An 18,801-nucleotide genomic window follows, 5' to 3' on the forward strand; every position below is an offset into this window, starting at 1 on the left:
GTAGCCGTTACTTTTTAATCCTGAGCTGGGGGAACGCGATGACCTCGCGGATGTTGGGCGCGTCGGCCAGGACCATCGCGACGCGGTCGACGCCGACGCCCAGGCCGCCTGCCGGCGGCATGCCGTACTCCAGCGCCTCCAGGAAGTCCTCGTCCACTTGCTGGGCCTCCTCGTCGCCCGCGGCTCGAGCTTCCGCTTGCGCTTCCAAAGCCTTACGCTGCTCGCCGGGGTCGTTCTGCTCGCTGAAGGCGTTGGCTATTTCTAAATTACATATATATAGTTCGAACCGCTCCGCGAGCGCCGGGTTGTCGCTTTGCCGCTTGGCGAGCGGCGAAAGCTCGGCCGGGAAGCCGACAACGAACGTCGGCGCCCAGAGCCCGGGAACGACCATCTCGTCGAACAGCACGTCTATCGCCCGGGCGCGGGACCAGCGGCCTTCGACTTTGGGCCACAGCTCGGCGAATTCGCCCCGGCGCAGGACGTCCTCCAGTTTTTTTTCGTCGCAGCCGAGCACGTCGCCAATCCCGGCCTCTTTCAGCTTTTCGTTTAAGGAATCCACCATCGATATTTCGGGCCACGGCGGCTCGAGGTCTACGTCGCGACGCTGGTACGTCAGCTTCAACGTTCCGCGGATTTCTTCGGCGGCGGCGATTATCAAGCCCTGCGTCAGCGCCATCATCGTCCGGTAGTCGCCGAAGGCCTCGTACGCCTCGAGCATGGTGAACTCGGGGTAGTGGGTCCGGTCGATGGATTCATTCCGGAAGTCCTTGCCTATTTCGTAAACTTTCTCGAGGCCGGCGACGAGGAGTCGTTTGAGGTAGAGCTCGTCGGCGATGCGAAGGTAGAGGTCCATCTCCAGGTCGCGGTGGTAGGTGGTGAAGGGGCGGGCGTTGGCGCCGCCGTACAGCGGCTGGAGGATGGGGGTTTCGATCTCGGCGTAACCCTGTTCCGCCATAAACCGCCGCGTTACCCGCAGCAACTCGGCGTGGGTGAGGACGCACGCCCGCGCGTGCGGGTTAACCATCACGTCGAGGTAGCGCTTCCGGTAGCGCTTCTCCGGGTCCGCGAACTCGTCGTGGACGACCTCGCCCTCGTCGGTCTTTTCGGTCTTGACGATGGGGGGTGTCCGTACGCTCTTGGCCAGGACGTCGAAGGCCTCGACCGCGACCGTTACCTCGCCGGTGCGCGTCTTGAAGACCTTCCCGGCGGCGCCCACGAAGTCGCCCAGGTCGAGGAGGCCGAATAGCTCGTAGCGGTCCCCCAGCAGGTCCGATTTGAAATACAATTGTATCTTGCCGGAGGCGTCGGTTACGTCGGCGAAGGAGGCTTTGCCGTGGGGGCGCAGCGCGGTGACGCGGCCTACGACGGCCACGTCTTTGCCCTCGAGCTCGTCGAAGGCCGACGCGACGTCGCGTATGACGTGGCTCCGCGTCGAGCCCACGGGGTAGGGGTCGATTCCTCGCTCGCGCAGGCGCGCGAGCTTATCCAGCCGGATGTCGCGCAGGCTTTTAGTTTCCTCCGTCAGCTTCCTCCTCGGGGGGAGGCGTTTTCTCGGCCGTCCCGGCCTTTTCTTCGGCGCTCAGGTACTCGCGCGTTCTGTACGCCGAGAGCCGGTAGTAGATCTGGTAGAACGATTCGACCGGTTCGCCGTCCTGGGTGGCCGGCGCGAAAAGGCACTTGCGCGCCGCCGCCAACGCCGTAGCGTCGATTTCGTCGTCGCCGGAGGTCGACCATACCTCGGCCTCCGTGATTTGCCCTTCGGCGTCGAGGGTGAGTTTCAATACCACCGTGTCCGTAAAGACCACCCCCGGGACGATTTCGATTTCGCCCAGCGGCTCGACGTGTATCGGTTGGGCCGGGACGAAGCCGTCCTGGGCCCCGGCGGCGGCCGCGAGCAAGGCCGGCGCAATTATCCAACGCATCATTATGCCCACCTGGCGTTTCTTCTAGACTATGTGTCGTGAGCCGTCTTTATTTAAATTCTATTATGAACGGCCACCACGTCGCCGTCGGTTTGCCATTCAGGACGGCCGGCTCGAATTTGAACTCGCGCGCCGCGGCGAGCGCCCGTTCGACGTAAAGCGGGTCCGCGCCGTCGCCGGCCTGTTCCGCGTACCAGACGCCGCCGTCGGGGCCGATGAATAAGTCCAACGAGATTTCGGTCGTCAGCGACGGCGCCCCGGGCGGGAAGGTGGGCGCGACGGATTCGACCAGTTCGGGCGCGACCTCGAATTCTCGTTCCGGCTCGCGCGAGGCGTCCACCACTTCCGTATCCCGCATCAGGCGGAAGACGTACCAAATGGTGGCGCGCTCGCGGGCGGAATCGAACGTACATTTTTCGAACGCGGCGTAGGCGGGGTCCGCGAACGCGGCCGGCCCGTCGTTATATATGACCCTGCAAACGCCGGGTTTTCCGGCTTCCGACGCGCCGCAAACGACGACGTTGACTTCGAAAGGCTTGTCCCGGATATCCGCCGGGTACGCCGGCGCGACGAGCTCTTCGCCGCCGGCGGCCGCCGTGCTCATTATCAAGAAAGCCGTTACGGCGGGCGGGCCGCGCAGCGCCGTTTTTAAAAACCTTTCGGCCGTCATTCCTGGCCCCCCTTCGTGCCGCGCCACTTCAAGGCCGCGGCGATTAATTCGTCAAGGCCGCCGTCGAGGACGCGGCCGACGTCGCTCGTCTCATGCCCCGTCCGCAGGTCTTTGACCAGCTGGTACGGGAAGAGGACGTACGAGCGTATCTGGCTGCCCCACGCGATATCGCGCTTGGGCCCTTTGAGGTCCTCGACGCGGGCGCGTCGTTCGTCCTCTTTCAATTTGTGCAGTTTCGAACGTAATACCTCCAGCGCCCGAAGTCGATTGAGATGCTGCGAACGCTCGGCCTGGCAACACACGACGATGCCGGTGGGGAGGTGGGTGATGCGCACCGCCGAGTCCGTAACGTTTACGTGCTGGCCGCCGGGCCCCGACGAACGGAAAGTATCCACTTTAAGGTCGGTCTCGTCGATATCCACCTCTACCGTCTCGTCGAGTTTGGGCCATACGGCTACGTTGGCGAACGACGTGTGGCGGCGACTCTTTTGGTCGAAGGGCGATATTCGAACCAGGCGGTGTACGCCGGCCTCGCAGCTCAGGTTGCCGTACGCGTAGTCGCCCCGCGCTTCGAACACGGCGAATCGTACGCCGGCTTCCTCCGCCGCTTCGGCCGCCAGGATGTCGCATTGGTAGCCGCGCGCCTCGGACCACTTGAGGTACATCCGAAAAAGCATCTCGGCCCAATCGGCGGCGTCCACGCCGCCGGCGCCGGGTTTGACTTCCACGATGGCGTCGGACCCGTCGTAAGGACCCCCCATGAACGTCAAAAGCGAAAGGCGTTCGACCTCTTCTTCCAGCGCCGAGAGTTCGCTACCGAAGTCGGCGCAGGCCGCTTGTTCTTCGAGGCAGAGTTGGTAGAAGACGCCCAGGTCCTCGAGTCTTTTTTCGGCCGCGGCGAACGCTTCGGCCCGTTTTTTTAGGCGACTCAGCTCGGCCAGTAGTCGTTGGGCCTGGTCGCGATTTTCCCATAGGTCCGGTGCGGCGGCCTTCTCCTCGAGGCCGACGATGCGGTTGACGGTTTTTTCCGGGTCAAAGGCCCTCCCGGACGTCGTCCACCGCGCGTGAGAGCCTGTCTAATCTTTGCTCGAGCTCGCTTATGTCTTCCATCATCGGAACTCCGTAGTTATGCCGGGAATAATACCACAACGGCGGCGCCGCGGCAAGCGCCCGTTAACGAGGACCCTCTGCGGCCCGCCGTGGGCCTTCGTCGCGTAGTTGACACCCGTCGCCGCGGTATGGTAACCTCGCTGCGCGTGCGGAGGCGGCGGATGATAACTCCCGAGGATAATATCTACCTGGTGGGTTTTTCCGGGGTCGGAAAGACGGTCGTCGGCAAGTTGCTGGCGGGGAGGCTCCGGCGGCGGTTCGTCGATATGGACGCCGTTATTGCCGAACGGCTGGGCGAATCCATCCCCGGCGTCTTCGCCCGCTACGGCGAAGGCCGGTACCGCGACGAAGAGAACCTGCTGGTGGCCGAACTCGCGTCGCAGCGGGGCCTGGTCGTGGCCGCCGGCGGCGGCGCCATCCTCGACGACAAGAATTACCGCCTCTTCGAGGAATCCGGCGTCGCGGTGGCCTTGCGGGCCGGCCCCGAAACTATTCAAGAACGGCTCGAGAGCGAGGAGCCGCGCGCGCTGCTCCAGAGCGCGGACCCGCTCGCCCGCATCAGGGAGCTTAAGGCGGAGCGCCGGGCCGTATACGACAAGGTGCCGCTGCAAATCCAAACCGACGAGCTTATGCCGGCGGAGGTCGTCGACCGCGTTATCGAATTGGTGGGGGTGACGAGCGAAGAGTAATTCCCCTACGGGTCGCGCTTGGCGAGTTCCGCCGCGGCGGCGCGGCGCATCACGTCGAACGGGGCTTCGCCTCCCGTCCACAACTCGAACGCGCGGCAACTTTTATAAAGGAACATAGCCAGGCCGTCGGCGTGGCGGAGGCCGCGTTCTTCCGCCGCTTCCAGTAAACCCGTCCGCCGAGTATAAGTTAGGTCGAATACGAAGCAATCCTTGGGTATCGCGTCGTAGTTGAGCGGAGGTAAGTCAGGGGCCGGCGTCGCGGGCTCGGCGTTAATAAGGGCAACCGGCTTTTTATTCGCCGGGAAGGCCGATGCGTCCTCCATCCTTATGACCGTGGCCTGGCTCGATACCCCCGGCCGCGGCCGCGTTACGTCCCGCACCGCGTACGTGACGGCGGCGCGCGCTTGCTCTAGTACGAGGCCGCAAGCCCGGGCGGCGGGCCCGCCGCCCAAGACCAACGCCGGTTTGCCGACGACGTCCAGCCCCAATTCGTCCAGCGAACGCGCGAAAGCGTAAACGTCGAGTTTGAAACCTTCCACGACGCCCGGGGTGCAGCGAACGGCGTCGACTGCGGCCAACGCAGCCGCTTCGGGCGAGAGTTCGGTGCACAGGGAGGCCGCGGCCTCCTCGCACGGGTAGATGAAGTTGGCGCCGGCCAGGCCGTCGGTCGCGAGCCGCGCGAACAACCCGGTCAGCGTTTCGCCGTCGGCCCGGAACGGTACGTACGGCCATTTCAGGCCCGCGGCGGCGAAAGCCGCATTGAGCGTCGCGGGAAATAGGGACTCGTTGACGGCGCCGCCGAAGAGCGCGTATATTTTTAGGTCTTCGGACATAATCGACGCAAGGCCGTATTAGTTTAACACGAAATCGAAGCGCCCTGAAGTACTGTAGGAACGTCCCGACGGCCGGGCGGGGTCGCGGAAGCCCCGCGAGGAATCGCCCGGCGCGCGTTTGTAAGTTTTATAAAAAATGACGTACGGTCCTTCCGACATATCCGTGATAATGCCCGTAGGGAACGGCGCCGCGCTGGCGGCGGCGGCCGTACGGACGGCGCTCGCGGCCGAGCCGCCGGCCGGCGAGGTGGTCGTCGTCGACGACCGCGTAACCGACGGCTCGTTGGCGGCCTTGCCGGAGAGTGCCGGGCTTCGCGTCGTGCCGAACGACGGCGGCCCGGGCCCCGCGGCGGCCCGCAACGCCGGCGCGCGCGCGGCCCGCAACGACGTCCTCCTCTTCGTAGACGCCGACGTCTTCGTCCCGGCCGGTATATTCGAAGAGGTCGCGGCCGCGTACGCCGAAGGCGTCGACGCCGTTTTGGGGGTGGAGGCCGAGCTGCCGGCGCTGCCGGATTTCGCCAGTAAATATAAAAACCTCTGGATGCGGTTCACCTATCTGCAGTTGCCGGCGCGGGTGGACCTCTTCTATACCAGCTGCGCGTCGATTAAGAAAGACGTATTCCTGGCGGCCGGGGGTATGGACGAAGATTACAAGCGGCCGTCGGTGGAGGATACCGCTTTCGGGCGAACGTTGGCCGCGCGCGGCGTCCGGGTCCTGCTCGATAAAGACGTCGAAGTCGAGCACCGGAAGGTATATAGCACGGTGGGCGCGTTGACGACGGCGTTCCGACGGGGCGCGGCGCTTACGCGTTGCCTATTGCGGATGGGGAGGCGCCGGGGCGCGGGGGCCAACCGGACGTCGGTGCCGACGTCTTTCATAATGTCGTTGCCGGCGCCGGCGCTCTTTTTATTATGGGCGGCGTTGGCGCCGTTCGCTTGGGAGTGGGCCGCGTTGGGCGCGGCGGCGACGCTCGTCGCCGTCTACGCTTTGAACTTCCGGTGGCTGGCGTTCCTGGCGCGTCGTGGCGTAGCTATGGCGCTCGGCGCGTTGGCGTTCCTTCCGCTCGAGCTCGCCTTCAGTTTCGCCGGCGGCGCGTGGGGAACGGCGAGTTATTTCTTGCTCCAAAGACGATATTGAGTTAAGGTTCGGCCGATTATGCGCCACGGCTTAAAAATTTCGGTCGTCATGCCCTGCTATAACGAGGAAGAGGGCGTCGCCGAATGTTTGCGGGAGATGCCTTCCTTAGTCGACGAGGTTATTGTAGTAGACAACAACTCGAGCGACCGGACCGGGGCGGCCGCCCGGGAAGGGGGCGCCAGGGTCGTCTTCGAGGCGCGCCCGGGTTACGGCCGGGCGTACAAGTCCGGCCTGTCGCAGGCCACGGGCGACGTCATTTGCACGTTGGACGGCGACGCGACGTACCCCGTCAACGCCATACCTTATCTTATCGACGTCCTCGTGGCCGACGAGTTGGATTTTATCAGCGCCTGGCGTATCGCCGCCGACTGGCAGGAGAACTTCGATTACATTCTACGCTACCTCGGCAACCGCGTCTTCAACCTCACGATCGCACTCCTGTACTGGTTTCGGATACGGGACTCGCAGTCCGGGATGTGGTGTTTTCGGCGCGACGTACTCGAGCAGGTGAACGTGACGTCGGACGGCATGCCGTTCTCGGAGGAGCTGAAGCTCGAGGTGTTCGAGAAGCGCGGCCGCCTCCGCGCGCGCGAGGTCCCGGTCCATTTCCACTACGTGAAGCGGCGGGGCGAATCCAAACTTTCGCTGTGGCGCGACGGCTCGAGAAACTTCCTGTTCTTGTTCGCCCGGCGGTTTAAAAAATTGTTCGGGACGTGGCGCGTGGGCCCGGCCATAGCCGACGAGAAACCCGAGCCCCGCGCGCCGGATTAATCCCGTACGCTCGCGTCGCGTCCGGCGCGTTCTGCCGCGGGCGGGCGAGCGTCGGAAGGGCCGGTTCGCCGGCGCGTACGTTATCGGGAGGGCGGCCGGGAGGGCCCGGCCGAAGATGCCCTACGCGGATATCGCACCTCTATACGCCGGCCTGTCTTTGCGCGAGCGCCTTTACGCGCGCGTCCGGTACGCTACGGCGCCGCTCGGGAAGGTGGCCGCGCTCGTGCCGCGAGACGTCGCGAGCGTGGTCGAGTTGGGCTGTTCCGCCGGCGTCTTCGCGAACGTCCTTAAGGTGCGCCGGCCCGAGCTCGACGTAGTGGGCGTCGACGCTGACGAGAGAAAGATTAACGCGGCCGTCAAAACCGCCGCCGGCCGGGAGGGCGTAGCGTTCGTACTCGACGACGCGTACGCGTACGTGGAGAGCCGCGGCCCGTTCGACGCCGTGGCGGTCGTGGACATGTTGTACCTTCTCCCGCCGAGCCGTCAGGACGAGCTTATCCGGCTCGCGGCGAGCAGGCTGCGCCCGGGCGGGTACCTCATCATAAAAGAGATGACGGACCGGCCGGTTTGGAAACGACGTTGGTGTTACCTTCAGGAATGGCTCGCGGTGCGCGTACTCGGCCTGACGGAGGGGGCCGGGGTATTCCTGCGCGCCGGCGACGATTACCGCGTCGCGATGGAACGGGCCGGCCTGGAGGTGGAGACGTTCGATTTAACCCGTGGTTACCCGCACCCGCACTTCGCGCTGCGCGGTAGAAAAGTTACCTATGGTTAGAGCGAGAACGTTTTTAACGGTATTATTGATAGCGGCCGTCGTCGCCCCCGCCGCGGCCGGCCTGTTGGACGCTTTGACCGGCGCCCTCTCGTGGACGGTAGAGCTCGCGGTCCTTCTGGCCAAGAAGCAGCCGCGGTTGAAAGAGATCTACCTGTCGCACTTCGGCGCGGACGGCCCCGCCGGGGCCCTTCACCCTAACCTTACGATAGCCTCGGACGGCGGGGTGACCGCGGTCGAAATCGAGAGCGATACCATAGGCGACCCGGCTTTCGCCGAGGCGATACGCGAGGAAATCCTTACGTGGGATATGCCCGATTCGACGTGGGACATGGAGCTCGGCTTCGACCTGGAGTTCGACCCGGCGCGGGATTTGTATGGGGTGGACGCTGAAGTAGAGGAGTAGCCATGTCGAATTTCGACCTGGAGGTGTGGCGGTCGGTCGAGGCCGCGGTACGCCTGGAGGACGGGCGCCAGCGGCGCGCGGGACTGCCGCCGGAGCAGCGCTTCCGCGCGCTGCACCCCCATTCGGCGGAGTTTATTTTCCTGCTGGCGCTCGCGACGCGCGCGCGGCGCATAGTTGAGGTGGGCACGAGCGCGGGTTACTCGGCGTTGTGGTTGGCGCGGGCGTGCGCGGCAACGGGTGGCTCCCTCGTGACGCTGGAGAGGAATCCAGACATAATCCGCGTGGCGGTCGACCACCTAAAGTCGGCCGGCGTCGCGGACCTCGTCGAGATTCGGGCGGGCGACGCGCGCGATACGCTCGCGACGTTCGACGAGCCGTTCGACTTCGCCTTCGTCGACGGTGCGAAGGACGAGTACGTGGCGTACGGCGAGCTCCTCTGGCCCAGGCTCGCGGTCGGCGCGTCGCTAGTGGCCGATAATGTCCTCTCGCACGCGGGCGAGGCCGCGCCTTTCCTGGGGTGGCTCCGGGGCCTCACGGGCGCGGCGACGACGGTGCTCGAAATAGGCAACGGCCTGTCGTGGACGGTCAAGGGAGATATAGGGTAGATACTCCCCGCGCCGCCGGAACCGCTCTCGTAAACTACGAAGGCGCGCCGTAAGGCGCGCCTTTAGTTATCTACTATATGGGAAATTTACGAAGGTACGCTGGCCACCCAGACGACGCAAGGCGCGTTCTTGAGGACGTATTCGACGGTGGTGGTGGGGAAGGGAAGGTCCCGGTGCCAGCGGTCGGACGCGCCCATAACGACCATGTCGGCGCCGACCTCGCGGGCGGCCTGGCATATCGCCTCGCCGGCGTGCCGCGATTGAACGAGCCGGGTTTCGACGTGGACGCCGTGCTCGGTTCCGACGGCCCACGCTTTGTGCAGGACCTCCTCGGAGGCCGCGAACTCGTCGAACATAAACGTTTCCACCGGCAGCGAGGCGGGAACCTCGAGGACGTGCAGCGCGACGACGGTGGCTTTGTCTTCTTTCGCGAGTTTGAACGCGGCCTCGACTACTTCAACCCGGCGCAGCGACTTAACGGCGAGGAGTACGGTCTTTAGTTTAAGGGGCCGGTATTCCGGGAACGAGACCTCTTCGACCGCGAGCGCCCTCCCCGCCGGCATCCGGCTGCGCCGCCGGTACCAGTAGTACATCCCCAACCCCACGAACATCCACACGAACCCCATCGTACGACCGAAGGGGTGGGTTATTACCACCGTTACCCACACCGCGGATATGCAGACGAAACCCAATATCGCCGTTATCGGGAACTCGCGGCCGGCGATGCGTACGTTGGGCTTCAATTTGAACGGGCGCTCGAGCCGGGGCTCGCGCCACCGGATGCCCAAAAGCGACGCGTGGGCGAGGGCGAACGCGAGCATGGCGCCGAAGTTGTACAGGTCCGCCAGGTACGTCAACCTTTTACCCAGGAAGATGATGATGACGCTTATGGCCGAGAACGTTATCAGGCTCAGGTACGGCGTTTTGTACCGGCGGTGCAGCCGCGAGAAGAAGGCCGGCAGCTGGAAGTGCGCGCCCATGGAATACGTGAGCCGCGACGAGCCGATGACGCCGGCGTTGGCGGCGATGGTCAGGATGGCCGCGCCCAACAGCGCTATCCACGGCGCGAGGTACTTCCCGAAGACCGGCATCTGGGCCGCGATGCCCGCGATGGGGTCTTCGAGGTACGTCGTCGTCAGCTCGCTGGCCCAAACGCCGTCCGCGCCCGGGCCGAACGGCATCGCCGATATGGCGACGAAGACGATGCCCATGTACATAAAGAGCACCGTGGCCATGGTGAGCAGCATCCCGCGCGGTACGTTCTTGCCCGGGTTGCGGACTTCGCCCGACATCTGGCTTATGGCCTCTATGCCGGTGTAGGCGACCATCGCGATCGTCACGCCGTATATGAATTGCCCCCACGTGGGGTGGGCGCCGACCGCGAACTGCGATATAAGCGCGGGCAGGTTGACGAAGGCGACGAAGCCGATGACTATCAGCGCGAGCTGCGTTATGTTGCCGAATATCGCGAGGACGAGCGATAGCGCCGTGGATTGTTTGATGCCGATTATATTGAGCGCCGTAAGGGAGGCGATGAGCAACGCCGACGCGGCGAAGTGGCCCACCGGCGTACGTAGCACCGGTAGGAAGTAGCCGAGGTAGGGGGGAACCGTGTACGCCGAGATGGCGATGGTGACGACGTAGTCGAGCAGCAACGCCCAGCCGGCGATGAACGATAAGGCGTCGGAGTTGAAAGCCCGCCGCGCGAAGGCGCTCGAGCCGCCGGCCTCCGGCAGCGCGGCCGAGAGCTCGGCGTACGTCAGGACCGTGAAGACGAAGAGCACGCCCGCCGCCGCGATAGCCAGCGGCGCCGCGCCCATCGCGAAGAGCGCCGTGACGCCGAGGGCGTAGTAGATGCTCGAGCCTACGTCGCCGTACCCGATGGCGTAAATCGCCCGCACGCCGACGAGGCGCAAGAGGTGCCCTTTGTCGAGGGTGAAGATTCGACCCCGCGACTCTTCGGATATATCGAAATGCGATTCCGGCGCCACGGCCTTAATATTTTATACGGCCGGCCATAGGCCGACCGACGTCGCGTTTGTTCGCTAAGATGCTTTGCGGGGATGCGCCTATTTATATAGCGCTCCAATTTCGGTTTTGATTATAACACCGGATAAGGCATTTGTCAATCAAGTTTCGATTAAGGCCGGCCCGCACGCGCGGCGTTATGTTGACAACTCTCTCCCCGCTGTATTAAAATACGGTTATATGCTAATCGAAACGCTTCAACTCGGGCCGGTCGCAACCAATTGCTACATATTCTCGTACGACGAGAAACGCGCCGTCGTCATAGACCCGGCCTCGGACGCCGACGAAATCGCCGGCCACCTGCGCGCGCTCGAGCTCGAGGCCGTGGCGATAGTAAATACCCACGGCCACCTCGACCACAGCGGCGCCAACGGCGCCCTTAAAAAGCTGTTGGACGTACCTATATATATAGGAGAAGGGGACGCGCCCTACCTCGGCCCGGGCGCCGAGTCCCTTCACCGCCAGGACGCGCTTATCATCGGCCTGGAGGCCGTCGCGACGTTCCAGGAATGCTACGCCGTCTCCCCGGCGGCGGACGTCCTGTTGCGCGAGGGGGACGAAGTCGCGGAGGCCGGTTTGAAGGTAGTGAATACGCCGGGACATACCGCCGGGGGCATCTCGCTCGTGGGCGACGGCCTGGTGTTCAGCGGCGACGCGCTCTTCGCCGGCTCCATCGGTCGGACGGACCTGTGCGGCGGCGACGAGCGGACGTTGATATCCTCCATCAAAAGCAAGCTCCTTACGCTGCCGGGGAAGACGGAAGTGTTCCCGGGCCACGGGCCGACGACGACGGTGGGCGAGGAGCGAAAGCATAACCCCTTCCTGGCCGGCGCCTAGCGGGGACCGCGGACGGTTTTAGGCACCACGGGGCCTTTTTCCAAAATCAATCTTGACTTTCTAAGTACGGTGTGGTAGCTTCGGGCTCAAAACGAAGCGCGATTTACTACCGGGTTCATTAGGTTTTGCGTTCATTAACCGATAGGAGAACGTGATGTACATAGCTAAACGTATGGGCCGGCTCGGTACCGAGACGGCTTTCGAGGTTTTGGCCAGAGCGAAAAAGCTCGAGTGCGAGGGGCGCGAGATTGTACACCTCGAGATCGGCGAACCGGACTTCGATACGCCGGTGAACATCCGCGAAGCGGCGAAGAAAGCCCTCGACCAGGGCTGGACCCATTACGGCCCCAGCGCCGGCCTACCCGAGCACCGCGAGACCATCTCGAAGTACATGAAGCAACGTTGGGCCCTCGACTACTCGCCGGACGAAATCGTCGTAGTACCCGGGGCTAAACCGATAATGTTCTTCACCATTCTGGCCTGCGTCGAGGAAAGCGACGAGGTAATATATCCCAATCCCGGGTTCCCCATTTACGAGTCCATGATTAATTATATCGGCGCGAAGGCGGTGCCGGTGCAGCTGCGCGAGGAGCTCGACTTCCGTCTCGACGTAAACGAGCTGGCGTCGCTCGTCACGGACAAGACCCGGATGGTGGTCGTCAACTCGCCGCAGAACCCCACCGGCGGCGTTCTCACCAAAGACGACCTAGTCGCTATAGCCGAGCTCGCGATAAAACATGACCTCATCGTTTTAACCGATGAAGTATATAACCGCATAATATACGAAGGCGAACATAACTCCGTCGCCAGCTTCCCCGGTATGAAGGAGCGCACCGTTCTCATAGACGGTTATTCCAAAACGTACGCCATGACCGGCTGGCGTATGGGATGGGGCGCGATGCCGGCCGAACTGGCCCCGCATATCACCCGCCTTATGACGAACTCCAACTCGTGTACGTGCTCGTTCGCCCAGATCGCGGGTATCGAGGGTTTGACCGGGCCGCAGGACGATTCCGCGAAGATGGTCGAAGCCTTCCGCGAGCGGCGGGACGTCGTCGTCGACGGCCTTAACTCGCTCCCCGGCATTACCTGCAAGAAGCCCCAGGGCGCGTTCTACGTCTTCCCCAATATCACGGGCACCGGGAAGGACGAGAAGTGGCTCGCCGATTACTTCCTGGATGAGGCCGGCGTGGCGTGTCTGGCCGGCACTTCCTTCGGCAAGTTCGGCAAAGGGTACATCAGGTTCTCGTACGCCAACTCCGTAGAGAATATCGAAAAGGCGATAGGCCGTATGGCCGAAGCGCTTAAATCGTTGTAAGGGTCGGTAAGTTTATGGCAAAAGCGATCAAGACGCCCTTATACGACAGACACGTGTCGCTCGGCGGGAAAATGGTCGAGTTCGCCGGGTTCATCATGCCGGTGCAATACTCGGGCATTATCGACGAGCACGTCACGGTGCGGGAGAACGCCGGCATCTTCGACCTGAGCCACATGGGCGAGTTCTACGTCTCCGGCAAGGGCGCCCCCGCGGCGTTGAACAAGCTCGTCTCGAACAACGTGGAGAAATTGAAGATCGGGAAGGCGTTGTACACGCCCGTATGCACTCCCCGGGGCGGCATCGTCGACGATATCCTGGTATACCGCGACGCGGACGAAACGTTCATGTTGGTGGTGAACGCTTCTAACATCGAAAAGGATTACGACTGGGTCGTGGGCCATCTCCCCAAGGGTTTGACGGTCGAGGACAAGTCGCTACAGACGGCGCTGGTCGCGGTACAGGGGCCGCAGTCCGAAACGGTCTTAACCGAAGCGTTGGCCGACGATTTGAGCGAACTCCGCTACTACGAGTTTATATTCTCGGTTATGGACGACGTACCGGTTCGCGTTTCGCGTACCGGGTACACGGGCGAGGACGGCTTCGAGGTATACGTGGACGCCGCGCGCGCCGGCGAAGTATGGGACGTGCTCTTCGAACTGACCAGCGGGATAGGGGGCGTCCCGGTAGGGCTGGGCGCGCGCGATACCCTCCGCCTTGAGATGAAGTACTGCCTTTACGGCAACGACATCGACGAGGGGACGACGCCGCTGGAGGCGGGCATCGGCTGGACCGTTAAGTTCGATAAGGGCGATTTTATAGGTAAGGAAACCTTGGTCGCACAGAAAAACGACGGCGTCAAACGAAGACTGGCCGGTTTCGTTATGGTGGACCCGGGCATTCCCCGCCGCGACTACGGTATAATAAATATAGAGGAGAAGAGCATCGGCCGCGTTACGTCCGGGTCGTATTCGCCCAGCTTGCGCGAAAACATCGGCTTGGGGTACCTCGAGCTGCCCTACGACGACGTCGGTACCGAGATACTGGTCGACATCCGCAAAAAGCCCCGGTTGGCGCGCGTTGTCGAAACGCCCTTTTTGAAGCTTATCGGCGGCAATTAGGAGTCGCCGTTGGAAAGGAGCTGCGGGTGAACCCGGAAGACCTGAGTTACACCGAGACGCACGAGTGGGCGAAAGTCGACGGCAACGTCGTTACCATAGGCCTGACGGACCACGCTCAATCGGAATTGGGCGACATCGTGTATTTGGAGCTGCCGGAAGTCGGCGCCGACGTGGAGGCCGGAGGCGAATTCGGCGTCGTGGAATCCGTGAAGGCGGCGTCCGAGCTCTACGCGCCCGTTTCCGGAAAGGTCGTGAAAGTAAACGGCGCCGCGACCCAGGAGCCCGCCCTGGTCAATCGCGATTGTTACGGCGAAGGGTGGCTCGTTAAAATCGAGTTGAAGGACCCCTCGGAAGTCGAAAACCTCAAGACCGCGGCGGAATATAAAGAATTCATCGGAGGTCAATAATTTAGGGCGCGCCGCGCCGGCCGGCCGTCGGCTGGCCGCGCTTCCCGGCCGGCGAGGGGTTGCGGCCCCTCGCTTTATTTAAATACGGGCGCTCCCGTTTGAGGAGGACGTTAATGCCGTACGTTCCCCACGGCGACGATACCGTAAAGCAGATGCTCGGAGAGGTCGGCGTCGGAGCCGTCGACGACCTTTTCGAACCGTTACCCGACGAGCTTTTGCGGGTCGATTTCGATTTACCCCAACCTTTGACCGAGCCGGCGCTCGTGCGCCATATGGAAGCGCTCGCCGACGCGAACCGCACCGACCGAAACTCGTTCCTCGGCGCCGGTTGCTACGACCACTTCGTCCCGGCGGCGGTGCGACACCTCGTCGGCCAGAGTCAATTCTACACCGCCTACACGCCGTACCAGCCCGAAGTCAGCCAGGGTACGCTGGCGGTTATTTTCGAATTCCAGACGTACGTCGCGGCCCTCACCGGTATGGAGGTCGCCAACGCCTCCATGTACGACGGCGCGACCGCGGCCGCGGAGGCGGCGCTTATGTGCCTGCGGCTCAAGAAAGAAAGGCCGCAGGCGGTTTTGGCCCCCAACCTGCACCCGGAGTACCGGCGCGTCGTCGAAACGTATCTGGCCAACATCCCCGGCGTCGAGGCCGTGACGCTGCCCTGTTGCGCGCCGTACGCGCGGGGGGGTACGGTGGACCTCAACCGCCTGACCGGCTCGCTGGGCGACGCCGCCTGCTTCATAATGCAGTATCCGAACTTCTTCGGGCTGGTGGAAACCAAACTGGCGGACATCGCCGAGATTTGCCATCGCGAGGGAGCGCTCCTCGTCGTGGCCGTGGCGGAGCCGATGGCGCTGGCGGCGTTGTCGCCTCCCGGCAAGTTCGGCGCCGACGTCGTCGTGGGGGAGGGGCAGAGCTTCGGCATAACGCCGTCTTTCGGCGGCCCGGGCGTGGGTTTCTTCGCCACCCGCCGCGAGTTCGTACGCCAGATGCCCGGCCGCCTCGTCGGCAAGACGACGGACGCGGAAGGTAAGCCCGGGTACGTCCTGACGCTGCAAACGCGCGAGCAGCATATACGCCGCGAGAAGGCCACGTCCAACATCTGCACCAACCACGCGCTGGCGGCGACGACGTTTACGATTTACCTCTCGGTCGTCGGACGGACCGGCCTCGCCGCCCTCGCGCGCGGGAACGTTCAGAATTGCGCTTACGCCCAATATCAAACGACCGAACTCGCGGCCTACAAGATGGTCTTCGAGGAGCCGGCCTTCAACGAGTTCGTCCTCCGGTGTCCGAGGGCCGCGGAGGAGGTCCGCGCGGCGTGCCTGAAGAAAGGCGTCGACCCGGGCCTGCCGCTGGGCCGCTTCTACCCGGAGTACGACGACTGCCTCCTCGTAACGGTTACGGAGACGAAAACGAAAGAAGATATCGACCGGTTGTGCGAGGTACTCGCGTCCGTTTAAATCGCCGAAAGGGCGCGGAAGTAATATTCGTGAAATGAAAACCGCTACTATCGTAATGGCGGTAATCCTCGCGGCGCTAATCGGCGTCGCGATATGGCGGGGCGGCGGCTCGCTGCAGAAGGGGTTCACCTTCGGCGGCAAGACGTTTCTGACCACGCTGCCGCTTTTGGTTATCGCTTTCGCAATCGCGGGCCTGGTCCAGGTCCTGGTGCCGCGGGAGGTAGTCGCGAAGTGGCTCGGCGCCGGCGCCGGTTTTAAGGGGATCATGATCGCCACCGTGGCCGGGGCTTTTACGCCCGGCGGGCCGTACGTATCGTTTCCCATCGTCGCGTCGTTGTACAAGTCGGGGGCGTCGGTCGGGACCGTGGTGGCGTTCGTGACGGCGTGGTCGCTTTGGGCCGTGGCCCGGTTCCCGCTCGAGATGGGGCTTGTGGGCCCCAAGCTCGCGATAGCGCGGTTCCTTTCGACGTTAATCGTGCCGCCGCTTGCCGGCCTGTTCGCGCAGGCGGTTTTCGGCCGTTGGGTTTAACCGTTCTTTCCCGGAGCAGCTCATGAACTACGAATACCGAAATATATTCGAGATACCGCCCGGCCGGGGTTTCGAGGCCGGCGCGGCGGATACCCCCGAGGTCGACCTCGGAGCGTTTTACCCGGACGAATTCGTACGCCGCGATTTCGGGCCGATGCGCGACGTGGCGGAGCCGGAGGTCGTGCGGCACTACACGCGGCTGGCCGCGATGAACTTCGGCGTCGACACCGGCTTCTATCCGCTCGGCTCGTGTACGATGAAGTACAACCCGAAGGTGAACGAGGATGTCGCGTTGCTTCCCGGGTTCGCGGCGCTTCACCCGTACGCGCCGGCCGGCGACGTGCAGGGCGCGCTGCAGCTCGCCTGCGATCTCGAGCGCTACCTCGTCGAGATATGCGGGATGAGCGCGTTCACGCTCGCGCCGGCGGCGGGCGCCCACGGCGAATTGGTGGGGATGTTGTTGACGCGGGCGTACCACCGCAAGCGGGGTGACGACGGCCGCAACGTAATGCTCATACCGGATTCCGCGCACGGCACCAACCCGGCCTCGGCCCGGATGGCGGGCTTCGACGTCGTCGCCGTCGCCTCGAGCGACGACGGCGTGATAGACCTCGGCGACCTCAAGGCGAAGCTGGACGAGCGCGTCGCCGGCATGATGATAACCAACCCCAATACGTTGGGGTTATTCGAGCCCGACATCTTAAAGGTTGCCGAGGCCGTACACGGCGCCGGCGGCCTGTTGTACTACGACGGCGCCAACTTAAACGCGCTCGTAGGCCGCGTCCGTCCGGGCGATATGGGGTTCGACATTTGCCACGTCAACCTTCATAAGACCTTCTCGACCCCTCACGGCGGCGGCGGCCCGGGCGCCGGTCCGGTGGGCGTTTGCAAAAGGCTCGCGGATTTCCTCCCGGTGCCGCGCGTCGTAAAGAAGCGGGGCAAGTACGCGCTCGACTACGACTCGGCGGACTCCATAGGCCAAATCCGTTCATTCGTAGGTAACTTCGGCGTCCTCGTCAGGGCGTACGCGTACATACGGCACCTCGGCGCCGCCGGCCTGCGGGACGCTTCCGGCGCCGCGGTCCTGAACGCGAACTACGTCCGCGCGAAAGTGGCGAAGTTCCTCGAGGTCGCCGGCACCGCGCCTTGCATGCACGAATTCGTAGCGTCGTCAGCCAGGTTCGGCCGCGGTTCGGCGGGGGATATCGACAAGGCGTTGATCGACGCCGGCTACCACCCGCCGACGACGTACTTCCCCCTCGTGGTCCCGGAGGCGTTGATGGTCGAGCCGACCGAGACCGAAACGAAGGAGACGCTGGACGCCTTCGCCGCGGCGCTTGAGAAAATCGTAGCCGACCTGACGGCCGACGCGCACGCGTACGCCGACGCGCCTTTCAAGGCGCCGGTGCGCCGCCTGGACGAGGCGGGCGCGGCGCGTAACCCGATACTGACCCAAATGATGGCCGAGGAGGGGGAGCCCTAGGGCGCGTGGCCGATTGGCGGCGTTACGAGCTGTTGGTAGAAGGCCCGGGCGGCGCGGCGGAGAACATGGCCCGCGACGAAGCGCTACTGGCGGCGTATCGCGCGGGCGAGGCGCCTCCCGGTTGGCGGTTGTATGCGTGGCTCGAGCCGGCGGTGACGTACGGCCGCGGCCAACGGGCGCCGCACTGGGACGGCGTGGCGGCGGTTCCGCGGCTCAGCGGCGGCGGCTACGTGCCCCACGGCGCGGATTTCACGTACTGCGTCGTGCGCGAGCGGCGCCGGGGCTTCGATAACTACGAGGATATCGTCGCCGTGGTCGCGGCGGCGCTTAGGGAATTGGGCGTGGCTGCCTCCGTATGGCGGGGCGCGCCGGCGGGGCGGGCCGACCGGTGTTTCGCTTCCCTCGCGCCGTACGACATCCACGTCTGCGGCCGGAAGGTCGCCGGGTGCGCCCAACGGCGTTACAAGGATGCCGTACTCCACCACGGCTCGATCGCCGCGGCGGCTCCGCCCGAAATATTACGCCGGCTGGGCCTTTGGGACGAGACGCGGACGGCGTCGCTGGCGGAACTTTTAGGAAGGCCGGTTGTTTTGGCGGAATTCGCCCGGGCGCTGGCCGCAGCTACGGGTATGAAACCGGCTTACGCCGGCGTCGGCAGCGCGCGCGGAGAAGCGGAGTTGCGTTGCGTAAAGGAATAAT

Annotated in this window: 19 protein-coding genes and 1 pseudogene; 14 read left to right on the plus strand and 6 right to left on the minus strand. The window is 63.9% G+C overall.

What is annotated here, in order from left to right; genetic code table 11:
• Positions 1-7 precede the first annotated feature (7 nt).
• From lysS to prfB, 4 genes and pseudogenes are all read right to left on the minus strand, one after another.
• Positions 8-1,525, minus strand: coding sequence for a lysine--tRNA ligase (gene lysS / locus VMX79_00725; GenBank protein HUV85619.1), 1,518 nt, complete (start codon positions 1,523-1,525; stop codon positions 8-10).
• Positions 1,509-1,925: an energy transducer TonB gene (locus VMX79_00730; protein HUV85620.1), complete on the minus strand. Its 417-nt coding sequence runs from the start codon at positions 1,923-1,925 to the stop codon at positions 1,509-1,511. The genes lysS and VMX79_00730 overlap by 17 nt, the downstream gene beginning before the upstream one ends.
• Positions 1,926-1,971: 46 nt before the next feature.
• Positions 1,972-2,592: a hypothetical protein gene (locus VMX79_00735; protein HUV85621.1), complete on the minus strand. Its 621-nt coding sequence runs from the start codon at positions 2,590-2,592 to the stop codon at positions 1,972-1,974.
• Positions 2,589-3,705: pseudogene (prfB, locus tag VMX79_00740) on the minus strand (peptide chain release factor 2). Before prfB ends, VMX79_00735 begins: the two are co-directional and overlap by 4 nt.
• A 158-nt stretch (positions 3,706-3,863) precedes the next feature.
• Between prfB and VMX79_00745 the strand changes: the two are divergent.
• Positions 3,864-4,391: a shikimate kinase gene (locus VMX79_00745; protein HUV85622.1), complete on the plus strand. Its 528-nt coding sequence runs from the start codon at positions 3,864-3,866 to the stop codon at positions 4,389-4,391.
• Positions 4,392-4,396: 5 nt separating this feature from the next.
• On the opposite strand, the gene VMX79_00750 is transcribed toward VMX79_00745, so the two are convergent.
• Positions 4,397-5,224, minus strand: coding sequence for a hypothetical protein (locus VMX79_00750; GenBank protein ID HUV85623.1), 828 nt, complete (start codon positions 5,222-5,224; stop codon positions 4,397-4,399).
• A 136-nt stretch (positions 5,225-5,360) separates the two neighbouring features.
• Between VMX79_00750 and VMX79_00755 the strand changes: the two genes are divergently transcribed.
• The 5 genes from VMX79_00755 (at position 5,361) to VMX79_00775 (ending at position 8,916) form a co-directional block, all read left to right on the plus strand.
• On the plus strand, positions 5,361-6,362 hold the full coding sequence (locus VMX79_00755; protein HUV85624.1) for a glycosyltransferase: 1,002 nt from the start codon (positions 5,361-5,363) through the stop codon (positions 6,360-6,362).
• Between the two features lie 18 nt (positions 6,363-6,380).
• On the plus strand, positions 6,381-7,133 hold the full coding sequence (locus VMX79_00760; protein HUV85625.1) for a glycosyltransferase: 753 nt from the start codon (positions 6,381-6,383) through the stop codon (positions 7,131-7,133).
• Between the two features lie 115 nt (positions 7,134-7,248).
• A complete protein-coding gene (locus VMX79_00765; GenBank protein ID HUV85626.1) occupies positions 7,249-7,908 on the plus strand; it encodes a class I SAM-dependent methyltransferase in 660 nt (219 codons plus the stop codon).
• Complete coding sequence (locus tag VMX79_00770; protein HUV85627.1) at positions 7,901-8,311, plus strand: hypothetical protein; 411 nt, start codon at positions 7,901-7,903, stop codon at positions 8,309-8,311. The genes VMX79_00765 and VMX79_00770 overlap by 8 nt, the downstream gene beginning before the upstream one ends.
• Positions 8,312-8,313: 2 nt before the next feature.
• Positions 8,314-8,916 carry a class I SAM-dependent methyltransferase gene (locus VMX79_00775; protein ID HUV85628.1) on the plus strand — a complete coding sequence of 201 codons (603 nt, stop codon included), beginning with the start codon at positions 8,314-8,316 and terminating at the stop codon, positions 8,914-8,916.
• Positions 8,917-9,002: 86 nt separating this feature from the next.
• On the opposite strand, the gene VMX79_00780 is transcribed toward VMX79_00775, so the two are convergent.
• Positions 9,003-10,907 carry a universal stress protein gene (locus tag VMX79_00780; protein ID HUV85629.1) on the minus strand — a complete coding sequence of 635 codons (1,905 nt, stop codon included), beginning with the start codon at positions 10,905-10,907 and terminating at the stop codon, positions 9,003-9,005.
• Positions 10,908-11,124: 217 nt separating this feature from the next.
• On the opposite strand from VMX79_00780, the gene VMX79_00785 reads away from it, so the two are divergent.
• The 8 genes from VMX79_00785 (at position 11,125) to VMX79_00820 (ending at position 18,800) form a co-directional block, all read left to right on the plus strand.
• Positions 11,125-11,781, plus strand: a complete 657-nt coding sequence (locus tag VMX79_00785) for an MBL fold metallo-hydrolase (protein ID HUV85630.1) — start codon at positions 11,125-11,127, stop codon at positions 11,779-11,781.
• Between the two features lie 154 nt (positions 11,782-11,935).
• Complete coding sequence (locus tag VMX79_00790; protein HUV85631.1) at positions 11,936-13,099, plus strand: pyridoxal phosphate-dependent aminotransferase; 1,164 nt, start codon at positions 11,936-11,938, stop codon at positions 13,097-13,099.
• A 14-nt stretch (positions 13,100-13,113) separates the two neighbouring features.
• A complete protein-coding gene (gcvT, locus tag VMX79_00795; protein ID HUV85632.1) occupies positions 13,114-14,217 on the plus strand; it encodes a glycine cleavage system aminomethyltransferase GcvT in 1,104 nt (367 codons plus the stop codon).
• Positions 14,218-14,237: 20 nt separating this feature from the next.
• The gene (gene gcvH / locus VMX79_00800; GenBank protein HUV85633.1) at positions 14,238-14,624 is read left to right on the plus strand and encodes a glycine cleavage system protein GcvH; all 387 of its coding nucleotides are present in this window, start codon (positions 14,238-14,240) and stop codon (positions 14,622-14,624) included.
• A 113-nt stretch (positions 14,625-14,737) separates the two neighbouring features.
• On the plus strand, positions 14,738-16,090 hold the full coding sequence (gcvPA, locus tag VMX79_00805) for an aminomethyl-transferring glycine dehydrogenase subunit GcvPA (protein ID HUV85634.1): 1,353 nt from the start codon (positions 14,738-14,740) through the stop codon (positions 16,088-16,090).
• Positions 16,091-16,124: 34 nt separating this feature from the next.
• A complete protein-coding gene (locus VMX79_00810; GenBank protein HUV85635.1) occupies positions 16,125-16,619 on the plus strand; it encodes a permease in 495 nt (164 codons plus the stop codon).
• Between the two features lie 22 nt (positions 16,620-16,641).
• The gene (gcvPB, locus tag VMX79_00815) at positions 16,642-18,102 is read left to right on the plus strand and encodes an aminomethyl-transferring glycine dehydrogenase subunit GcvPB (protein HUV85636.1); all 1,461 of its coding nucleotides are present in this window, start codon (positions 16,642-16,644) and stop codon (positions 18,100-18,102) included.
• Between the two features lie 5 nt (positions 18,103-18,107).
• A complete protein-coding gene (locus VMX79_00820; protein HUV85637.1) occupies positions 18,108-18,800 on the plus strand; it encodes a hypothetical protein in 693 nt (230 codons plus the stop codon).
• Position 18,801: the final 1 nt, after the last annotated feature.

Source organism: bacterium (assembly GCA_035529855.1).
Lineage (GTDB): Bacteria > RBG-13-66-14 > B26-G2 > WVWN01 > WVWN01 > WVWN01.